Genomic DNA, 19,740 nt, shown 5'->3' with positions numbered 1-19,740 from the left:
ACAACACCGTGGTGCCCAGCTCCGGCAAGGTGCTGACCGGCGGTGTCGACGCCAACGCGCTGCATCGCCCGAAGCGTTTCTTCGGCGCGGCCCGCAACGTCGAGGAAGGCGGTTCGCTGACGATCATTGCGACTGCCCTCGTTGAGACGGGCTCGAAGATGGACGAGGTGATCTACGAAGAGTTCAAGGGCACCGGCAACTCCGAAGTGCACCTGGACCGCCGCATCGCCGAAAAGCGCGTTTACCCGGCCATCAACATCAACCGCTCCGGCACCCGCCGCGAAGAGCTGCTGATCGAACCGGACATGCTGCAGAAGATCTGGATCCTCCGGAAGCTGCTGCACCCGATGGACGAGCTGGCCGCGATGGAGTTCCTGCTGGAAAAGATGAAGAACACCAAGTCCAACGACGAGTTCTTCAGTTCGATGAAGCGCTGAGCCCCGCTTTTGTGGGAGGGACCCCGGTCCCGAAGCGCGAAAAGAAAAAGCCGGCCCCAGGGCCGGCTTTTTCGTGGCCGCGCGGTGGCGGGCTCAGCCGCCCAGGCGCGGGTCGAGCGGGGTGAGCAGGCGCAGTGTCGGCGACGCCGGCGTACCGTTGTCGGCCAGCTCCTGTACCGGGGCGTCCCCGGCCAGGGCCTCGCCCAGCCAGGCCGGCGCCTCCATCGGCACCGGGTAAACGCGCTCCCAGCCGGCGCGCGGCGGCGAAAAAGCCGGCGGCGTGTACTTGACCGGGATGCGTACAAGGCCAGTCGGCACGCCCTCGAACCGCCAACGGCGTGCGGCGGCCTGGGTCGCCCGCGCGAACAGGCTGGCGATACGAGGTGCATGGCTGCCGATGTCCTGGCCGCTCAGGTGCAGGTACTCCACCGCCAGGTCCACGGGAACCCCTTCCTCGTCCACGCGCGCCACCAGCAGGACCGTCGCGCCAACCCCGTAGCGCACGGCATCCTCAGGATAGTACGGCCGGTTCTTTATGCCCGACGGGAGACGCCGGGCTTGCTTCGGGTCCAGGAAATCCGCCTGTTCGATGGCGAAATGCGCGGTCTTGTTCGCATCGTCGCGCACGGCAGCAAGATGCAGGCGCATGGGGCTGCTGGCGTTGACCGCCTTGCCGTCCTCGATGACCGGCTGGAAACGCCAGCTGCGGATTTTCTGCAGGTAGCCCTCCATCACCGCCTCGCCCATCCACTCAGCGTCCTCCAGCTTCACGTCAACCACCTGGCCTTCCGGGCCAATGGTCAACCGGCCGTCAACCGTGGCCGTGAAGCGCGCCGTGTCGGCCGCCTGGGTGATACCCGCCAGGGCCAGCAGCAGGCTGGCCATCCAGAGTTTCATGCCGGTGTCTCCGAAAATCGTGTGGGCGCAAGTAAAGCATCCGGCCCATGACCGTTCAACGGCAGCACCTCCGGGGCATAATCCCCGCATGCACGATTCCAGCGGTTTCCTCGCCCTGTTGCTGGTCTTCCTCATCGCCGCGGTGATCGCGGTGCCGCTGTTCCGTCGGCTGGGCCTGGGCGCGATCCTGGGTTACCTGGCGGCCGGCGTGGCGATCGGCCCGGACGGGCTGTCGCTGGTGCCCGACCCCGACGACGTGCTGGCCGCGTCCGAGCTGGGCGTGGTGATGCTGCTGTTCGTGATCGGCCTGGAGCTGAGCCCGGCGCGCCTGTGGGTGATGCGGCGCAAGGTGTTCGGCACCGGTGGCCTGCAGGTGTTTGTTTCGGCCGCGGCCATCGCCGCCATCGCGGCGCTGGGCGTGGATGGCTGGAAGGCGCCGCTGGTTATCGGCATGGGCCTGGCCTTGTCGTCCACCGCGGTGGGCCTGCAGCTGCTGGCCGAACGCAAGGAGCTGACCACCGAACACGGGCGCGTGGCGTTCGCGATCCTGCTCTTCCAGGACCTCATCGCCATCCCGCTGCTGGCGGCGATCCCGCTGCTGGGCGCGGCCAAGGCGCTGGAACGTTCGGCGCCGCCGCTCGACAGCGTGGTGATCGCGGTCGGCGCGATCCTGGCGGTCGTGATCGGCGGGCGGTTCCTGCTGCGCCACCTGCTGCGGGTGGTGGCCAAGGCGCGGTCGGTGGAAGTGTTCACCGCCAGCGCGCTGCTGGTGGTGGTGGGCAACGCCTGGATCATGGACCAGGCCGGGCTGTCGATGGGCCTGGGCGCCTTCCTGGCCGGCGTGCTGCTGGCCGAGTCGGAGTTCCGGCACGAACTTGAATCGCATATCGAACCCTTCAAGGGCCTGTTCCTGGGCCTTTTCTTCATCGCCATCGGCATGAGCATCGACCTGGACGTGATTGCCGACCAGCCGGCGATGATCGCCGGCGGCGTGCTGGGCCTGCTGACGCTCAAGATCCTGGTGCTGCTGGCGGTGGGTCGCTTCACCGGCGGCCTGGACTGGCGCCAGGCCGTGCAGCTGGGCGCCGTGCTGGCGATGGGCGGTGAGTTCGGCTTCGTGGTGTTTGCCGAAGCGCTGAAGGCCGGACTGATGGATGCGCAGCTGCGCGACCAGCTGTTCGTGGTCATCGGCCTGTCGATGGCAGCGACGCCGCTGATCCTGCTGGTGGTGGCGCGCTGGCTGCGCGAACACCCCTCGGAAGAGAAAAAACGCGAGCCCGACGACATCGACCACGACCATCCGCGCGTGATCATCGCCGGCTTCGGCCGGGTCGGGCAGATCGTCGGGCGCATGATGCGCGCGCAGAAGATCCCCTTCACCGCGCTGGAGAACAGCGCCGACCAGGTGGATGTTTCCCGCCGCTTCGGCACCAAGATCTACTACGGCGACCCGGCCCGCGCCGACCTGCTGCGCGCGGCGCACGCCGACCGCGCCGAGGTCTTCGTGCTGACCACCGACGACCCGGACGCGAACGTTCGCACCGCGCGCCTGGTGAAGCGCATGTACCCGCACCTGAAGGTGTTCGCCCGCGCGCGCAACCGCCAGCATGCCTTCCGGCTGATGGACCTGGACGCCGAAGTCACCCGCGAAACCTTCCATTCCAGCCTGGTGATGGGCCGCAAGGTGATGGAGGCCCTGGGCGTGCCGGCCGAAGAGGCCGAACGCAATACCGAACGGTTCCGCCAGCACGACGAACTGCTGCTGCGCCGCCAGCACCTGGTTTACGACGACGAGGCCGCGCTGGTGGCGTCATCGCAGGAAGCGCTGGTGGACCTGGAAACCCTGTTCGAAGCCGACCTGAGCCCCGACGAAGCCGCCGAAGACGACGGCGACGCCGGGCGTTAGCGCGGCCTAGTCGCGCTCGCGCAGGAAACGCGCCAGCGACGGTGGGCCGGCGCGGCCGGGTTCGAACTCGGCGGCAACGTCCACGAATCCGCGCAGCACCGCCAGGTCGTGCGGCGTGCGGCCCAGGGTGTCGCGGGCCTGGCGGTCGGCGCCTTCGCGCAGCAGGCGCTGCACCACGCGCGCCAGGCCGTGCATCGCGGCCAGGTGCAGGGGCGTGAGGCCGCGCTGGTCGGCGGCATCCAGGGCAACCCCTTCGGCCAGCAGGCGCTCGAGTCCGGCCAGCAATACGTCTTCGTCGCAGGCGGTGCCGGGCTCGGCGCGCGCGCCAAGCAACAGCAGCAGCGGCGTCTGGCCGGCGGCGTTGGGCGCGTCGGGCTCGACGTCGGCCAGCAGCAGCACGTCCATCAGCGCCAGCACGCGCTGGCGGTCGCGCGAGGAAAACGCGTGCAGGGCCGCGCAGTGCAGCGGCGACAGGCCCTGGGCGTCGCGAGCCTCGGGGTCGGCGCCGTGGGCAAGCAGGCGCGAAATGAGCTCGGGCTGGCCCAGCGCGGCGGCCAGCATCAGCGGCGTCACTTCACCCGGCAGCGGCAGGTCGGGTTCGGCGCCGGCGCGCAGCAGGCGGTCGACCACGCCGACGTGGCGCATGCTGATCGCCGCCGAAAGCGGCGTCGCGCCGGTGCGCGCGGCGATGCGGGTGTCGGCGCCGCGGCTGAGCAGCTGTTCGACCACCGCTTCGTGGCCGCCGCCGGCCGCACGCAGCAGCGCGGTGCAGCCCTGGGCATCGATGGCGTCTACCGGCAGGTCCAGTTCCAGCAGGCGGCCCACGGCTTCGGCGTCCCCGGCCATCGCGGCGGCCGGCAGGTCGGCCGGCTGCAGGGTGCGCCCGGGCAGCTGCCACTGCCGCCATTCCAGCCAGTGCGACAGCTCGCGCCGCTCCGCGGCCAGGGCCAGGCCCAGCGGCGTCTGCCCGTCCGGCGCGCACAGCGCCGGCGAAGCGCCGTGGCGGACCAGCAGCTGAAGCGCGCCCTCGCGGCCCAACGCCGCGGCGGCGTGCAGGGGCGTGTGGCCGTGGCCGTCGCGGTCGTTCGGGTTGGCACCGGCAGTCAGCAGCGCTTGGGCCAGGCGCAGCCAGCCCAGGCGGATGGCCAGGCCCAGCGGCGGGTCGGCCGGCGCGCCACCGAAGGCGTCGGCGCCGCGCTCGAGCAGGGCCATCGCGAAATTTTCGTGGCCGCGGCTGACGTGTTCGCCGGCCAGGCAGGCCTGCAGCCAGCGCGCCAGGCCGCCGCGTCCGCCCACCGGCTGGCCGCGGTCGAGCAGGCGCTGCAGCGCCGCGCAGGCCAGGCCGCCGCGGTCGAGCAGGTGCATGAAGGCGCTGTCCTGGTCGTCCACGCGGGTGTCGGCGACGGCGCCGTGCCGCAGCAGCCACTCGAACATGGCCAGGTCGGCGTCGCCGGCGAACTCAAGCAGCAGCGAGGCCAGGCCGGTGGCATCGGGGCCGGCGCCGAGGCGCAGCATGGCTTCGGCCGATTCCAGCCTGCCGGCGACCAGGGCTTCGCGCAGCAGTTCGCGCGGGCTTTTTTCGAAGCTGCCTTCGGCCAGGCCTTCGGCGACGCTGGCGGGCAGCGGGTAGGTCGGGTCGAGCACCGCCACCAGCGGCCAGCGGCCGGCGCCCAGGGCGTGTTCCAGCGCGCGGCGGCCGTCCTGGTCGCGCTGCTCGGGGTCCACGCCCATGGCGATGAGATGGCGCAGGAACTCCGGGCCGGCCTCGGATTCGGCGGCCAGCACCAGGGCGTTGCGGCCACGTTCGTCCACCGCCGCGACATCCGGGCGCGCCTGCGCCAGCCTGGCCAGCACCGCGGCCTGGCCGTGACGGGCGGCTTCGAGCAGGGGCGTCGTGCCCTCGGCGTCGCGGGCGTTGCGGTCGGCGCCGGCATCGAGCAGGCAGCCGGCCACGTCGGCATTGCCGGCTGCGCAGGCCACGTGCAGCGCGCTGCGCTGGCCGTGCCCGCGCGAATCCACGCGTGCCTTGTGGCGCAGCAGGAGCTGCACGCCGGCGGGATCGTCGTCGCCGCCGGCCGCCGCCAGCAGGGCCGGCTGGCCGTCCTGGGGTTCGGGTTTGGCGCCGCGTTCGATCAGGAACTTGGCCAGGCGCCAGTTGCCGCTGGCGCAGGCCACGCCCAGGGCGCTGAAGCCGTCGGCGTTGAGCGCCTCGAGCGTGGCGCCGGCGTCGAGCAGCAGCGCCGCCACCGCCGGGTCGGTGCTGCGCGCGGCGTGGTGCAGGGCGGTATTGCCGTCGGCGTCGGCGTGGCGCGGGTCGGCGCCATTGGCCAACAGGGTCATCACCGCTTCGGGCCGGCCGTGCCAGCTGTCGCGGGTGGCCGCCAGCAGGGGCGTCAGGCCCGCGTGTTCGGCGTTGAGGTCGACACCGCGGGCGATCAGGTCGCGCAGCAGGCGCAGGTCGCCCAGCAGGGCGGCCAGCATCGGCAGGCTGCGCTGGTCGCGGTCCTCCGGAGCCGGCAGGGATTCCGGGTCGGCGCCGTCGGCCAGGGCGGCCAGGGCGGCTTCGATGCGGCCGGCGCGGGTGGCGGCAAGCAGGCGCTCGTCCGGATCCTGCGCGTCTTCGGCCGGCGCCGGCGGCGCCTCGTCTTCATCGCCGACGATCGGCAGATTGGCCGGCAGGCGATTGCCCGCCATCTCGGGCGGCTTGCCGAAGGTCTGCACCAGCCCGTGCGCCAGCAGCGAAACGAGCACGAAACCCGCGACGGCGAAGGGCCTGGCCAACGCCGGCAGCAGCCCGGGCCAGGCCAGGCCCAGAATGGCCGCCAGCACCACGAACACCGCCAGCGCCACCATGAAGCCGCGGCCTGCGTCGGCCGGGCCGCCGTTGCCCACCTGGGCCGCCAGCGCGGGCAAGGCACCGCCGCTGCGGCCGGCCAGGCCGAAGGCCGGCCAGGCCCGCCACAGGCCCAGCAGCGCCAGGCCGCCCAGCGTGCCCAGGCCCAGCGCGGCGGCCAGGGTGCCGGTTTCAAGCAGGGCCTGCAGTGGCCAGGCCACGGCCAGCCACAACCCGGCCAGGCCCAGGGCCCAGAGCGTGGCCAGGGCGCCGGCGTCCCGGCGCTGCACCGGCGCCGGCAGGTCGGCGCGCAGCCCGCGCAGCCGCGCCAGGCCCAGCGCGAACGCGGGTTGCGCGAGCAGCGCCGGCAGCGCGGTCCAGGCCTGGCCAAGCAACAGGGCCGCGGACAGGGCGGCGCCCAGCGCCAGCCAGGCCCAGGCCTGCCAGGCTCGGGAGGCGTCAGCCATCGACCATCGGGTCCAGCACGGTGGGCGGGAACTGCAGGTGGAAACCGTGCGCCTGCAGGTTGGCCAGCACCACCGCCGGGTCGGCGCGGGCCAGGCGGCGGTTGGCGGTCAGGGCGAACTCAAGCACGAAGACCAGCTCACCCAGCGGCTCGCGCACCGCCGGCGGCAGCATGGAAAAGTCGTCCTGTTTGCGCAGGTAAAGATAGGTGTCGGGCTTGCGCAGGGATTTGTAAACGTAGGCTTGCATGGCATCGCCGCGCTGGGTTGGGCGATTGTCGCCGCAAACGCCGGGTGGGAAAAGCCGCACACGCGCCAGCCGCGCCGGCTTTGTTAGGCTTGCCGGCCAGATTTGACTCCCGGAGCCTCCATGCGACTTCGCCTTGCCGTCCTTGCCCTGGTTACCGCCTGCGCCCTGCCGGCGCTGGCCCAGGAACCGCTTACGCTCGACAAGGCGATGTCCCACCCGGACTGGATCGGGCCGCCGGTCGAATCGGCCTGGTGGTCGCTCGACGGCCAGCGCGCGCTGTACACGCTCAAGCGCGAAGGCAGCCCGGTGCGCGACACCTGGACGGTGCCCGTGGCCGGCGGCGAACCGGCGAAGGTCGAAGGCGCCGCCCTGGCGGAACTCGACGCCGCGCGCCCGGTGTTCGACCCGAGCCGCCGGCAGGCGGTCTTCATCCGCAACGGCGACGTTTTCCTGCGCGTGCTGGGCGGGCCGCTGGTGCAGCTGACCCGCAGCACCGACGCCGAAGCCGACCCGCGTTTCGGCGCCGACGGCCGCAGCGTCATCTGGCGCGTGGGCAACGACTGGTTCCGCTGGGATTCGGCCACCCGCCTGGTGCAGCCGGCTGCGCTGCCGCGCGCGGAAAAAGACCCGGCCGCCGACCCGGAAGAGGACGCGCTGCGCGAGCACCAGCTGCGCCTGAGCACGCAGCTGGCGCGCGAAAAAGCCTTCCGCGAAGCCCAGCGTGAAAACGCCGAGGCCCTGCGCGAAGCCGACCCCAGCCGCGCCGCGGCACCGGTGTACCTGGGCGACAAGATCACCATCGCCAACAGCGCCATGTCACCCGACGGCCGCTGGCTGCTGGTGGTCACCGAAGCCAAGGACCACGAATCCGGCCGCGCCGGCAAGATGCCCAAGTACGTGACCGAGTCCGGTTACGAAGAAGTCGAGGACGTGCGCGTGCGCGTCGGCCGCAACCCGCCGCAGGGCCAGCAGCTGGTGCTGGTGGACCTGGCCGACGGCAGCCATCGCGAGCTGGCGCTTTCCAGCCTGCCCGGCATCGGCCGCGACCCGCTGGCCGAAATGCGCAAGGCCGCCGGCCAGGACCCGCTCAAGGGCGACCGCACGGTGCGCATAGACAGCGTGCTGTGGAGCGACAACGGCGGCAACGTGGCGCTGATGGCGCGCGCGGTGGACAACAAGGACCGCTGGATCGCCACCGTCGACCTGGCCGGCGGCAAGCTGGTGCCCGCGCACCGGCTGACCGACCCAGCCTGGATCAACTGGGGCTTCAACGACTTCGGCTGGCTGCCGGGCGGCCGCACGCTGTGGTACCTGAGCGAAGAATCCGGCTTTTCCCACCTCTACACCGTGGTGCCGGGCGAGCGCGCCAACCGCCTGACCACCGGCCGCTGGGAAGTTTCCGCGCCGCAGTGGTCGCCCGATGGCGTCACCGCCTATTTCGTCTGCAACCGCGAATGGCCGGGTGACTACGAAGTCTGCGCGGTGCCCAGCACCGGCGGCGAAGTGCGCGAAGTGACTGCACTCGACGGCGTCGAGGATTTCGCGCTGTCGCCGGACGGAACGCAGCTGCTGCTGCGCTGGTCGCAGTCGCACGTGCCGCCGCAGCTGGCGGTGCAGCCGGTGGCCGGCGGCGAAGCCCGCAAGCTCACCGACACCCGCAGCGCCGATTTCGCCGCACGCCAGTGGCTGGCGCCGAAGGTCGTGCAGGTGCCGTCCAGCCACGGCGCCGGCAACATCTGGGCCAAGCTCTACCGCCCCGAAACCCTGGAAGAGGGCCGCAAGTACCCGGTGGTGATGTTCGTGCACGGCGCCGGCTACCTGCAGAACGTGCACGCGCGCTGGCCGGCGTATTTCCGCGAGCAGATGTTCCACCAGCTGCTGGTGGAGAACGGTTTCATCGTGCTGGACATGGACTACCGCGCTTCGGAAGGTTACGGCCGCGACTGGCGCACGGCGATCTACCGCCGCATGGGCCACCCCGAGCTGGAGGACTACGTGGACGGCGTGAAGTACATGGTCGCCGAGCACCAGGGCGACGCCGAAAACGTGGGTGTCTACGGCGGCAGCTACGGCGGCTTCATGGCGTTCATGGCGCTGTTCCGCGAACCCGACGTGTTCAAGGCCGGCGCCGCGCTGCGCCCGGTGACCGACTGGACCAGCTACAACCACGAGTACACGTCCAACATCCTCAACACGCCGGAGCTGGACCCGGAGGCCTACAAGCGCAGCTCGCCGATCGAATACGCGGAAAACCTGCGCGGCCACCTGCTGATCAGCCACGGCATGATCGACGACAACGTGTTCTACCAGGACTCGGTTCGGCTGGCGCAGCGCCTGATCGAGCTCAAGAAGCACGACTGGGAAATGGCCAGCTACCCGCTCGAACGCCACGGCTACCAGCATCCGGAAAGCTGGTACGACCAGTACCGGCGCATCTACGAGCTGTTCGACGAGAACCTGAAATAAGGCGGCCTCAGGCCGCCACGAACACGCCTTCGAGTTCGACGTCGAGGTCGCGGCGGCAGATGTCGCCGCGCAGGTAGCTGATGCGCTCGCCCGGCAGGCCCGCCGTGGCCAGGATGGCCTGGGCGGCGGCCAGGTCACCCGGGTGGCGCAGGTAGACGCGCAGGGCTTCGCAGCGGGCCAGCGGGAATTCTCGGCCGGTGGCCTGGTGGCCCTGGTCGAGCAGCGTGGCCAGGTTGTCCAGGCTTTCCCGCAGCTGGGCGGCGAAGTCACCGACGTGCTGGGAGACATGGCCGACGATGCTGGCCGTGCCCGAGGCCAGCAGCCGCGGTTGCACCGTGTCGCCGTCGAGCACCGCGCCGCGCGAGAAGCCGGGCGACACCGGCCCGTGTTCGCGCGGGTAACGCCAGGCCGGCGTCTGCCGCGGGTTTTCCAGCGCGATGGCCGGCGCCTTCGAACACAGCGCCACCACCTGCAGCCGGCCCGGCACGCCGTCGCTGCCGATGGCCGTGGCGGCAGGCGGCGGCTGGTTGAACATGCCGTCCACGGCGCCGGCGCGGCCGACGCAGAAGCGCCGGTAGCGCTCCTGGTCGCCCTCGCCTTCGTTGATGGCGGCGAAGTAGTTCCAGATGCGGATCAGGTAGGGGTGCGTGGACGGCCGCACCTCGGCCAGCAGCCGAGCATAGGCCCGGGCCGTGGCGGCTTCGATGTCGCCGCCGGTTTCAGTTTCCTCGATCACGCGCACGACGTAGTGGCCGTTGCCGCACCAGGCTTCGACCGGCGGGCCGGCGAGCAGGCCGCAGTCGACCGCGCTGGGCACGGCGGCGGCGGTTCCGAAGATGAAGGCGACCAGGGCGTCGGAGCCGGTGTCGGCCGTGACGCGCAGGCGCGGGGGCGTGGGGGAGTTCATTGCTGGTGGCGATTATAGCGGCCGGCGCGGGCGGCTATCATGGTCGCCAGCCACGAACAGACGCCGCCATGACCGATTTCAACGCCGTGCACGCCTTCCTCCGCGACCTGCAGGACCGCATCTGCGCGGGCCTGGAATCGGTGGACGGTGGCCGCTTCGAGCAGGACGAGTGGACGCGCGAACGCGCCGACCCCAGCAAGGGACCGTCGATGGCCGGGGGTGGCCGCACCCGCGTCCTGAAGGAAGGTGCCGTGTTCGAGCAGGCCGGGGTGAACTTCTCCGACGTGTCCGGGCCGTCGCTGCCGGGCTCGGCCAGCGCGCACCGGCCCGAACTGGCGGGCGCGCCCTGGCGGGCCGCGGGCGTGTCGCTGGTGATCCACCCGCGCAACCCGCACGTGCCCACCTCGCACGCGAACGTGCGCTTCTTCGAGGCCCGCCCGGAAGGCCGCGAACCCATCTGGTGGTTCGGCGGGGGTTTCGACCTGACCCCGTTCTACCCGGTCGACGAGGACGTGCGGCATTGGCACCAGGTGGCCAGCGACCTGTGCGCGCCCTTCGGCGAGCAGCGCTACGCCGAGCACAAGGCCTGGTGCGACCGGTATTTTTTCCTCAAGCACCGCGATGAAACCCGCGGCGTGGGCGGGCTGTTCTACGACGACCTGCACGCGGACGGCTTCGAGGCCTGTTTCGGTTACACCCGGGCCGTGGGCGCCGGTTTCCTGGACGCCTACCTGCCGATCGTGAAGCGCCGCAAGGACACGCCCTACGGGGAGCGCGAGCGGGAGTTCCAGCTCTACCGGCGGGGGCGCTACGTGGAGTTCAACCTGGTCTGGGACCGGGGCACCCTGTTCGGGCTGCAAAGCGGCGGCCGCACCGAATCGATCCTGATGAGCCTGCCGCCCCGGGTGCGCTTCGAATACGCCTATGTCCCGGAGCCCGGCAGCGCCGAAGCCCGCCTGGCCGACTACCTGCGGCCGCGCGACTGGATTTCCGGGCCGCCGGCGGGCAAATAAAAACCCCGCGGGCCAGGGGAAGCCCGCGGGGTCAGGGGTTGGAGCGCAGGTTGGGGAGAACCCTGCTCCGATTGGATCCACTCAGGGGAGGGAGTGATCCTGCGCCGGACCTTGCATCCGACGCGCCTAGTAGACCCCCCTGTGCATGAGAAGTTCGTGAACAGACGCGTTAAAACCGTGTTCGGTTCAGGACTTGTTCACTTGCTCCCAAGCGGTTGATATCTAAGCGTATTTCTGCGCAAGAATCAGTGCGCTTCGTCCCAGTTTTCGCCCACCCCCACGTCCACCACCAGCGCAACCTTAAGCTCGGCCGCGGCGGACATGCGCTGACGGACCTCGGCCACCAGGGTGTCCACGAAACCGGCCTCGACTTCGAAGACCAGTTCGTCGTGCACCTGCATCAGCATCGCGGCCTTGTCGCGGTGGCCGTCCAGCCACTTGTCCACGGTGACCATGGCGCGCTTGATGATATCGGCCGCGGTGCCCTGCATCGGCGCGTTGATCGCCGCGCGTTCGGCGCCGGCGCGCTGGGCCTGGTTGCGCGAGTGGATTTCGTTGAGCTGCAGGCGACGGCCGAACACGGTTTCGACGTAACCCTGCTCGCGCGCCTGCTGGCGCACACGCTCCATGTAGTCGCGCACGCCGGGGTAGTGGCTGAAATAAAGCGCGATGTAGTCCTGCGCCTCGCCGCGGCCGATGCCGAGCTGGCGCGCCAGGCCCCAGGCGCTCATGCCGTACATCAGGCCGAAGTTGATCGCCTTTGCGGCGCGCCGCTGGTCGCCGCTGACTTCGTCCACGGCGACGCCGAACACCTCGGCCGCGGTGGCCTTGTGCACGTCCTGGCCACTTTCGAAAGCCTGCAGCAGGCCTTGGTCGCCGGACAGGTGGGCCATGATGCGCAGCTCGATCTGCGAGTAGTCGCAGGCGACGATCTTGCGGCCCCTGGGCGCGATGAAAGCGGTGCGGATGCGGCGGCCGTCGGGGGTGCGGATCGGGATGTTCTGCAGGTTCGGGTCGTTCGAACTCAGCCGGCCGGTAGCGGCGCCGGCCTGGTGGTAGCTGGTGTGCACGCGGCCAGTGTCGGGATTGATCATCTCCGGCAGCTTGTCGGTGTATGTGTTGCGCAGCTTGGCCAGGCCGCGGTATTCGAGCACCAGCTTGGGCAGTTCGTGCTGGTCGGCGATCGCTTCCAGCGCTTCTTCGTTGGTGGACGGCGCGCCGCCCGGGGTTTTCACCACCACCGGCAGCTTGAGTTCGTCGAACAGCAGGGCGCCGAGCTGCTTGGGCGAATCGAGGTTGAAGGCGCGGCCGGCGATTTCATGCGCGCGTTTTTGCGCGGCCATCATGCGCTGGGACAGGTCCGAACTCTGGCGGCGCAGCTCGTCGGCGTCCACCAGCACGCCGGTGGCTTCCATGCGCGTGAGCACCGGCACCAGCGGCATTTCGATGTCGCGGTAGACGGCCTGCAGGCTGGGTTCGGCGGCGAGCTTTTCCGACAGCACGCCGTGCAGGCGCAGGGTGACATCGGCGTCTTCGGCGGCGTAGTTGGTGGCGTCGTCCAGCGCGACCGCCGAGAACAGGATCTGCCTGGCGCCCTTGCCGGCCACCTGTTCGTACTTGATGGTTTCGTAGCCCAGGTATTTTCGCGCCAGGCTGTCCATGTCGTGACGCAGGCCGCCGGCGTTGCAGACGAAACTTTCCAGCATGGTGTCTTCGGCGTAACCGCGCACGTCCAGGCCGTGGCGGCGCAGCACGTGCAGGTCGTACTTGCCGTGCTGGCCGAGCTTGGGCTTGCCGGCGTCTTCGAGCACCGGGCGCAGCGCATCGAGCACCTGTTCGCGCGGCAGCTGCGTCGGGGCGCCGGGGTAATCATGGCCAACCGGGATGTAGCAGGCCTTGCCCGGTTCGACCGCGAAACTCAGGCCGACCAGGTTGGCGCGCATGGGGTCGAGCGAATCGGTTTCGGTATCGAAGGAGACCAGCGGCGCCTTGCGCAGCCGTTCAACCCAGGTCGCCAGCGCCTCTTGATCGGTGATGCATTCGTACTCGCCCTTGGCGGCCAGCGCCGGGTCGGGCGCGGCTTCGGCACCGGCGCTTGCCTGCGCGGCCGCGGCGAGGCTGGCCTGGGCCGGGCGCGTGGCCGGGTCGGGCTTGCCGCCTTCGAGTTCGCGCAGGGCGGCGGTGAAGCCGTAGCGGGTGTAGAGCTCGCGCAGGGCATCGACGTCGCGGCCGCGCAGCTTGAGTTCGCGCGGGCCCTGGTCGAGCGGCACGTCGGTCTTGATGGTCACCAGGTCGCGGTTGAGCGGCAGGCGGTCGAGCGCGGCGCGCAGGTTGTCGCCGATCTTGCCCTTGACCTCGGCGGCGTTGGCCATCACGCCGTCCAGGCTGTCGTACTGGGCCAGCCATTTGGCGGCGGTCTTGGGACCGCACTTGTCGATGCCGGGCACGTTGTCGACGCTGTCGCCCATCAGGGCCAGCAGGTCGACTATCTGGTCGGGGCGCACGCCGAACTTTTCCATCACCCGGGCTTCGTCGGTGACGCTGCCGGTCATGGTGTTGGTGAGCGTGATGCCCGGGCGCACCAGCTGGGCGAAGTCCTTGTCGCCGGTGGAAATGGTGACCGGGATGCCGTCGGCCTGGGCCTGCAGGGCCAGGGTGCCGATGACGTCGTCGGCCTCGACGCCTGGGACCCGCAGGATCGGGAAACCCAGGGCTTCGACGATCTGCATCATCGGTTCGACCTGGGCGCGCAGCTCGTCGGGCATGGGCGCGCGGTTGGCCTTGTACTCGGCGTACATTTCGTCGCGGAAGGTCGGGCCGGAGGCGTCCACCACGAAGGCGGCGAAGTCCGGGTTTTCCTTCAGCGTGGCGCGCAGCATGTTGACGATGCCGAACAGGGCGCCGGTGGGCGAGCCGTCGGGCGCGGTCAGCGGCGGCAGGGCGTGGAAGGCGCGGTAGAGATAGGACGATCCGTCGATAAGGACGAGGCGGGACATGGCGGGGGTCCGGTTCGGCAGGCGGTCGATTCTACGCGTCCCGGCGGCCGCGCTTGAGCACCCCGGGCGCATTTGCCATGCTGGCCTTCCCGCGTGCAGGAGTCCGCCATGAACGCCCTGATCCCCCTGCTTCTTGCCCTCGCCGCCCAGGACCCCGCGCCGCCCGCGGAACCCGCGGCCACCGAGCCCGCCGCACGCGAGGAGGCACCGATTCCCGACAAGGTGCACGCTTCGGCCGAAGGCGACCAGCTGCCGGCGGTGCGCATCCGCACCGAAGGCAACGGCGACAAGGTCGAGGAATACCGCCAGAACGGCGTGCTGTACATGGTGAAGGTGACGCCCGAACGCGGCGTGCCCTATTACCTGATGGACACCGACGGCAACGGCAAATTCAACCGCGATGACGTCGTCGAACACGTCGCGCCGGTGTACTGGACGATCTACGAGTGGGATTGACCGCCGCGGCCCGGGGCTGGGCCGATGCGCTGAGCGAACTGGCCGGCCGGCTGGCGGCGCTGATGGCGCTGGCGCTGGTCGCGCTGGTGTTCGGCCTGGTGGTCGCGCGTTATGGGCTGGGCATGGGCTCGGTGGCGGCGCAGGAAGCGGTGCTGTGGCTGCACGCGTCGATCTTCCTTCTGGGCCTTTCTTATGCGCTGCGGCACGGCTCCCATGTGCGCGTGGACGTGTTTTCACAGCGCTGGTCGCCGCGCACGCGCGCCTGGGTCGAGGTCGGCGCGGGCGTGCTGCTGCTGTTGCCGCTGTGCGTGTTCATCGTGGCGATGAGCTGCGACTACGTGGCCGCCAGCTGGGCGGCGCGCGAAGGCTCGCGCGATCCCGGCGGCCTGCCGGGCTGGTACCTGCTCAAGGCGCTGGTGCCGGTGTCGGCGGCGCTGCTGTTGCTGCAGGGACTGGCTGAAACCACCCGCGCGCTGGGCCGCGCCACCTCGCGCCAGGATCCCTGACCGTGTTCGAACCCCAGGCGTGGATGTTGCTCCTGCTGCTGCTGGGCCTGTTCGCGGGCCTGGCCAGCGGCTATCCGGTGGCCTTCGTGCTGGGCGGCGTGGCGCTGCTGTCGGCGGGCGCCGGCATCGTGCTGGGGCTGTTCGACGCCAGTTTCCTGGAGGCGTTTCCCAATCGCATCTTCGGCGTGATGACCAACGAGACCCTGGTCGCGGTGCCGCTGTTCGTGTTCATGGGCGTGATGCTGGAACGCTCGCGCATCGCCGAGTTGCTGCTCGAAGCCGTTGCCTCGCTGTTCGGGCGCAAACGCGGCGGCCTGGTGGTGGCGGTGCTGCTGGTTGGCGCGGTGCTGGCCGCATCCACCGGCATCGTGGGCGCCACCGTGGTGGCGATGGGCCTGATTTCGCTGCCGACCATGCTACGCCACGGCTATTGCCCGCGCCTGGCCAGCGGCGCCATCTGCGCCTCGGGCACCCTGGGACAGATCATCCCGCCCTCGATCGTGCTGGTGCTGCTGGGCGACCAGCTGGGCAACGCCTACCAGCAGGCGCAGCTGCAGCAGGGCGTGTTTGCGCCGGAAACGGTGTCGGTCGGCGACCTGTTCGCCGGCGCACTGCTGCCGGGGCTCGGCCTGGTCGGCCTGTACCTGGCGTACGCGCTTTGGGTGGCCTGGCGCCATCCCGAGCGGGCGCCGGCGCTGCGCGACCTGCAGCCGCGTTCGTGGTGGCAGCTGGTGAAGGCGATCGTGCCGCCGCTGGCCCTGATCGGCCTGGTGCTGGGCGCCATCCTGGGCGGCTTCGCCACGCCCACCGAAGCGGCGGCGGTCGGCGCGGTCGGCGCGACGGTGTTCGCGGCGCTCTATGGTCGCCTGGGTTTCGCGCGCCTGGCGGAAGTCGCGCGCGAAACGGTGAAGGTGACGGCGATGGTGTTCGCCATCCTGGTGGGCGCGGCGCTGTTTTCGCTGGTGTTCCGCGGCTACGGCGGCGACGACCTGGTGCACGCCGCGCTGACCGCGCTGCCCGGCGGTACCTGGGGTGCCATCGTCGCGGTGATGCTGCTGATGTTCGTGCTGGGTTTCGTGCTCGACTTCATCGAGATCGTGTTCGTGGTGGTGCCGATCGTCGGGCCGGTGCTGCTGGCCCTGGGCGTGGACCCGGTGTGGCTGGGCGTGATGATGGCGATCAACCTGCAGACCAGCTTCCTGACGCCGCCCTTCGGCTTCGCGCTGTTCTACCTGCGCGGCGTGGCGCCGCCGGAGCTGCCCACCAGCGACGTCTATCGCGGCGTGCTGCCCTTCATCGGCCTGCAACTGCTGATGCTGGCGGCGGTGGCGGCCTTCCCGTGGCTGGCCACCGCGCTGCCCGACTACCTCTACGGCTGAGCCGGCGGCAACTCAGCCGGCCGTCCGGCGCGGCAGGCCCTTGGCCGGCGGCAGGGCCGACAGGTGCTTCCAGATGGCCTGCATTTCCACGTCGCTCATCCGGCCGTAGCTGCGCCAGGGCATGAACGGATGCACGTCGCTGCCGTCCGGGCGTTTGCCTTCGCGGAATACGCGCAGGAAGTCGGCTTCGGTCCAGCCCTGCAGGCCGGTGGCGTGGGCAGTGAGGTTGGGCGCCGGCGGCAGTTCCGGCGGCGTGCCCGGCACGCGCTGGCCGGTCCAGGCCATGCCGTGGCAGCCGGTGCAGACCTGGGCCAGGTAGGCGCCGTAGTCGGCGGTGGGGCCGGCAGGCGGCGCGCTGCGCTTGCGGGGCGTGTGGTCGATGTCGGCCGCGGGCACCAGGTGCAGCTTGCCGAACATCGCCATCACGCGGCCCAGCGGGCGTATTTCCGTGATGCCGGGCTGGTTGTCCGAAGACGGCAGCGCCTGCAGGTAGGCGACCAGCGCAGCGGTGTCTTCGTCGGAGAGGTTCATGAAATCGGTGGACGGCATTACGCGCAGCGGGCGCCCCTGCGGGTCGACGCCGTGGCGGATGGCCGCGCCCAGGGCGTCGGCGTCGTAGCGTTCGCGCACGGCGGCGGGCGTCAGGTTGGGCGCGACGACGAAGGCCACCGGACCGGCATCGATAAAGACCTTGCCGCGGCCGCCTTCGCCGTGGCATTCCACGCAGCCGGTGACGGTATACAGGTGCTCGCCGCGGGCCAGCGCCCCGGGGGCGTTGGTCATGGGCAGCGGCGGATCGGCGACCGCATAAACGCGGCCCAGGTCGGCTTCGGTCTTGAACCAGGCAATGGCGAAAACGGCGCCGACAACAATAAACAGCGAAGCGGCCACCCAGGCCGCGCGGGAAACCCAACTGCGCATGACACATCTCGAATTTGTGATCGTGATGTGAAAGTACGAAAGTTGGCGGATCCGGCGGCCGTCCCTGAAGTCACTGTCCGGCCGTTGCGTTCAGCCGCGGTTTGCCTTGCGCCGCCCGGGCATGACTTCCGACACGGTCAGCCGCGGGTGGCGTAGTAGGCCTCTTCCGATACCGCATGCCAGGCCTTGGCCTGTGCCTGGAAAGCGCGCATGGATTCGAGTGCACGGCGGGCCAGCGGATCGGCCGCCGCGGTTTCCTCGAGCACCTTGTCCGAAGCGCGGCGCAGCGCCAGCAGCACGTCGTCGGGCAGCTGCCGGAGTTGCACGCCGTGTTCGCGCACCAGGCGGTCGAGCGCCTGCTGGTTGCGGGCGGTGTATTCGGCCAGCATCGCGTCGTTCACCGCGCGGCAGCAGGTGTCGACGATGTCGCGCAGGTCCTGCGGCAGCGCATCGAAGGCGGCCTTGTTGACCATGCATTCCAGCGTGGGGCCCGGCTCCTGCCAGCCCGGGTAGTAGCAGTACTTGGCGGCGCGGTGCAGGCCGAAGGCCAGGTCGTTGTACGGCCCCACCCACTCGGCGGCGTCGATCGCGCCGGTTTGAAGCGAGCTGAAGATCTCGGCGCCGGGCAGGTTCACCGGCGTCGCGCCCACGCGCGCCATGACCTCGCCGCCCAGGCCGGGAATGCGCATCTTCAGGCCCTGCAGGTCGGCCAGCGAATCGACCGGCTTGCGGAACCAGCCGGCCATCTGCACGCCGGTGTTGCCGGCCGGGAACGGCACCAGGCCGAAATGCGCGTAGAGCTCGCGCCAGATTTCCAGGCCGCCACCTTCGTAGAGCCAGCCGTTCATTTCCTGGGCGTTGAGCCCGAAGGGCACTGCGCAGAAGAAGGGCGCGGCGGCGGCCTTGCCCTTCCAGTAGTAGCTGGCGGAGTGGCCCATCTCGGCGGTGCCGCGGCCGACGGCGTCGAAGACTTCGAAGGCCGGCACCAGTTCACCGGCGCCGTACACCTTGACCGTGAGCCGGCCGCCGCTGGCGGCGGTGATCATCGCGGCCAGCTTGGCCGCGCCGGTGCCCAGGCCGGGGAAATTGGTGGGCCAGGACGTGACCATCTTCCACTGCAGGCGCTCGGTGGAGGCGGTGGGGCCGCCGTCGGCCGCGCCTTCGGGCCGGGCGCCGCAGGCGGCCAGGCCGGTTGCCACGGCGGCGAGGCCGGCGCCGCGCAGGAGTTCACGTCGTTTCATTCTGTTCCCCGGATTGCTGCGGTGTGTTCGCCGCGAAGTATGCCGACTTCCCCCGGTCACTTGTAGGAGCGCCTTGCGCTCTTGATCTCCTGCCGGCCCCGACGTTCATTCCAGGAGGTAGCGTGCAGTCGCGCAAGAAACACGAACCGGCGCTCTGCTTGGCCAAAGGCCAAGGGCTTCGGGACTGAAGTCCCTCCCACAGAGGTCCGGCTACGCGGGTTGGAGGTTGGCGTAGCCGAGCACGAGCCACTTGGCGCCGCCGTCTTCGAAGTTGACCTGGATGCGGGCGTGCGAGCCGCTGCCTTCGGCGTCCATGACCACGCCGATGCCGAAGCTGGGATGTACCACGCGCTGGCCCAGGCGCAGGGCCGGGCCGGACTGGGATTCCAGGGCCGCGGCGCGCGGCGGGCCAAAGCCGGTGGGGCGGCTGACCTGCACTTTCGGGCGGACTTCGCGCAGCAGGCCCGGCGGGATCTCGCGCAGGAAGCGCGAGGGCGTACCCAGCATTTCCATGCCGTGCAGGCGGCGCGATTCGGCGTAACACAGCACCAGCTTCTGGCGGGCGCGGGTCAGGCCGACGTAGGCCAGCCGGCGCTCTTCTTCCAGGCGGCCGCTCTCTTCCAACGAACGGCCGCTGGGGAACAGGCCCTCTTCCATGCCGACCAGGAACACGTGCGGGAATTCCAGGCCCTTGGCGCTGTGCAGGGTCATCAGCTGCACGCCGTCCTCGCCGGCCTCGGCCTGGCCCTCGCCGGCTTCGAGCGCGGCGTAGCCCAGGAAAGCGACTAGGTCGGACATGCCGGCCAGTTCTTCGTCGTCGGGGCGCTCGAAGCGGCTGGCCACCGACACCAGTTCGTCGAGGTTGTCCACGCGCGAATCGAGCTGGCCGCGCGATTCGTTGGCGTAGTGCACGCGCAGGCCGGAGGTGGTGATGACGTGGTCGAACTGCTCGTGCAGCGGCGAATCCTGGATGTCGGCCTCCAGGCCGGCCATCAGGTCGATGAAGCCGCGCAGGGCGTTGCGGGCGCGGCCGGCCAAGCCGCTGCCATCCCCCGACATGGCTTCGGC

General features: G+C 70.4%; 14 protein-coding genes and 1 pseudogene. 7 read left to right on the top strand and 8 right to left on the bottom strand.

Going from position 1 to position 19,740, the window contains the following annotated elements; translation table 11 throughout:
- Nucleotides 1-437 (top strand): annotated as a pseudogene (locus AACZ35_RS04990) (transcription termination factor Rho); the annotation flags it as partial.
- Nucleotides 438-530: 93 nt separating this feature from the next.
- Here AACZ35_RS04990 and AACZ35_RS04985 read toward each other — a convergent pair.
- A complete protein-coding gene (locus AACZ35_RS04985; RefSeq protein ID WP_339826731.1) occupies nt 531-1,334 on the bottom strand; it encodes a hypothetical protein in 804 nt (267 codons plus the stop codon).
- A gap of 88 nt (nt 1,335-1,422) precedes the next feature.
- Between AACZ35_RS04985 and AACZ35_RS04980 the strand changes: the two genes are divergently transcribed.
- A complete protein-coding gene (locus AACZ35_RS04980) occupies nt 1,423-3,240 on the top strand; it encodes a monovalent cation:proton antiporter-2 (CPA2) family protein (protein WP_339826729.1) in 1,818 nt (605 codons plus the stop codon).
- A 6-nt stretch (nt 3,241-3,246) separates the two neighbouring features.
- On the opposite strand, the gene AACZ35_RS04975 is transcribed toward AACZ35_RS04980, so the two are convergent.
- Complete coding sequence (locus tag AACZ35_RS04975) at nt 3,247-6,540, bottom strand: ankyrin repeat domain-containing protein (protein ID WP_339826727.1); 3,294 nt, start codon at nt 6,538-6,540, stop codon at nt 3,247-3,249.
- Complete coding sequence (locus tag AACZ35_RS04970; protein ID WP_339826725.1) at nt 6,533-6,787, bottom strand: YcgL domain-containing protein; 255 nt, start codon at nt 6,785-6,787, stop codon at nt 6,533-6,535. Before AACZ35_RS04970 ends, AACZ35_RS04975 begins: the two co-directional genes overlap by 8 nt.
- Before the next feature lie 120 nt (nt 6,788-6,907).
- Here AACZ35_RS04970 and AACZ35_RS04965 point away from each other — a divergent pair, with 120 nt between their 5' ends.
- Complete coding sequence (locus AACZ35_RS04965) at nt 6,908-9,253, top strand: prolyl oligopeptidase family serine peptidase (RefSeq protein WP_339826723.1); 2,346 nt, start codon at nt 6,908-6,910, stop codon at nt 9,251-9,253.
- Between the two features lie 7 nt (nt 9,254-9,260).
- Here the strand turns inward: AACZ35_RS04965 and AACZ35_RS04960 are convergent, their stop codons facing one another.
- Nucleotides 9,261-10,160 (bottom strand): pteridine-dependent deoxygenase, encoded by a 900-nt coding sequence (locus AACZ35_RS04960; RefSeq protein WP_339826721.1) that lies wholly within the window; start codon nt 10,158-10,160, stop codon nt 9,261-9,263.
- Nucleotides 10,161-10,228: 68 nt separating this feature from the next.
- Here AACZ35_RS04960 and hemF point away from each other — a divergent pair, with 68 nt between their 5' ends.
- Nucleotides 10,229-11,173, top strand: coding sequence for an oxygen-dependent coproporphyrinogen oxidase (gene hemF / locus AACZ35_RS04955; protein ID WP_339826719.1), 945 nt, complete (start codon nt 10,229-10,231; stop codon nt 11,171-11,173).
- A 245-nt stretch (nt 11,174-11,418) separates the two neighbouring features.
- On the opposite strand, the gene polA is transcribed toward hemF, so the two are convergent.
- Complete coding sequence (gene polA / locus AACZ35_RS04950; protein ID WP_339826717.1) at nt 11,419-14,169, bottom strand: DNA polymerase I; 2,751 nt, start codon at nt 14,167-14,169, stop codon at nt 11,419-11,421.
- Between the two features lie 108 nt (nt 14,170-14,277).
- Here polA and AACZ35_RS04945 point away from each other — a divergent pair, with 108 nt between their 5' ends.
- Genes AACZ35_RS04945 through AACZ35_RS04935 form a run of 3 tightly spaced genes read left to right on the top strand, consistent with a single transcriptional unit; the run spans nt 14,278 to nt 16,510 of the window.
- Complete coding sequence (locus tag AACZ35_RS04945; RefSeq protein ID WP_339826715.1) at nt 14,278-14,625, top strand: DUF2782 domain-containing protein; 348 nt, start codon at nt 14,278-14,280, stop codon at nt 14,623-14,625.
- A complete protein-coding gene (locus tag AACZ35_RS04940) occupies nt 14,616-15,131 on the top strand; it encodes a TRAP transporter small permease subunit (RefSeq protein WP_339826713.1) in 516 nt (171 codons plus the stop codon). Before AACZ35_RS04945 ends, AACZ35_RS04940 begins: the two co-directional genes overlap by 10 nt.
- A 2-nt stretch (nt 15,132-15,133) precedes the next feature.
- Complete coding sequence (locus tag AACZ35_RS04935; protein ID WP_339826711.1) at nt 15,134-16,510, top strand: TRAP transporter large permease subunit; 1,377 nt, start codon at nt 15,134-15,136, stop codon at nt 16,508-16,510.
- A gap of 12 nt (nt 16,511-16,522) precedes the next feature.
- Here AACZ35_RS04935 and AACZ35_RS04930 read toward each other — a convergent pair whose 3' ends face one another.
- The 3 genes from AACZ35_RS04930 to AACZ35_RS04920 all read right to left on the bottom strand — a co-directional run.
- Nucleotides 16,523-17,431: a c-type cytochrome gene (locus AACZ35_RS04930; protein WP_339826709.1), complete on the bottom strand. Its 909-nt coding sequence runs from the start codon at nt 17,429-17,431 to the stop codon at nt 16,523-16,525.
- A 137-nt stretch (nt 17,432-17,568) separates the two neighbouring features.
- Complete coding sequence (gene dctP, locus AACZ35_RS04925; RefSeq protein ID WP_339826707.1) at nt 17,569-18,672, bottom strand: TRAP transporter substrate-binding protein DctP; 1,104 nt, start codon at nt 18,670-18,672, stop codon at nt 17,569-17,571.
- A gap of 210 nt (nt 18,673-18,882) precedes the next feature.
- Nucleotides 18,883-19,740: 3'-5' exonuclease (locus AACZ35_RS04920; RefSeq protein WP_339826705.1), on the bottom strand; the 858-nt coding region annotated here is incomplete at its 5' end.

The organism is uncultured Arenimonas sp., from assembly GCF_963976025.1.
Taxonomy (GTDB): Bacteria; Pseudomonadota; Gammaproteobacteria; order Xanthomonadales; family Xanthomonadaceae; genus Arenimonas.
Note: the sequence above shows the minus strand (reverse complement) of the source record. Positions and strands in the feature narration are given on the sequence as shown.

Coding starts and splice junctions, on each gene's coding strand:
- hemF (WP_339826719.1), top strand. CDS start 10,229: ATGACCGATTTCAACGCCGTGCACGCCTTCCTCCGCGACCTGCAGGAC.
- AACZ35_RS04970 (WP_339826725.1), bottom strand. CDS start 6,787: ATGCAAGCCTACGTTTACAAATCCCTGCGCAAGCCCGACACCTATCTT.
- polA (WP_339826717.1), bottom strand. CDS start 14,169: ATGTCCCGCCTCGTCCTTATCGACGGATCGTCCTATCTCTACCGCGCC.
- AACZ35_RS04980 (WP_339826729.1), top strand. CDS start 1,423: ATGCACGATTCCAGCGGTTTCCTCGCCCTGTTGCTGGTCTTCCTCATC.
- AACZ35_RS04960 (WP_339826721.1), bottom strand. CDS start 10,160: ATGAACTCCCCCACGCCCCCGCGCCTGCGCGTCACGGCCGACACCGGC.
- AACZ35_RS04945 (WP_339826715.1), top strand. CDS start 14,278: ATGAACGCCCTGATCCCCCTGCTTCTTGCCCTCGCCGCCCAGGACCCC.
- AACZ35_RS04975 (WP_339826727.1), bottom strand. CDS start 6,540: ATGGCTGACGCCTCCCGAGCCTGGCAGGCCTGGGCCTGGCTGGCGCTG.
- AACZ35_RS04985 (WP_339826731.1), bottom strand. CDS start 1,334: ATGAAACTCTGGATGGCCAGCCTGCTGCTGGCCCTGGCGGGTATCACC.
- dctP (WP_339826707.1), bottom strand. CDS start 18,672: ATGAAACGACGTGAACTCCTGCGCGGCGCCGGCCTCGCCGCCGTGGCA.
- AACZ35_RS04930 (WP_339826709.1), bottom strand. CDS start 17,431: ATGCGCAGTTGGGTTTCCCGCGCGGCCTGGGTGGCCGCTTCGCTGTTT.
- AACZ35_RS04965 (WP_339826723.1), top strand. CDS start 6,908: ATGCGACTTCGCCTTGCCGTCCTTGCCCTGGTTACCGCCTGCGCCCTG.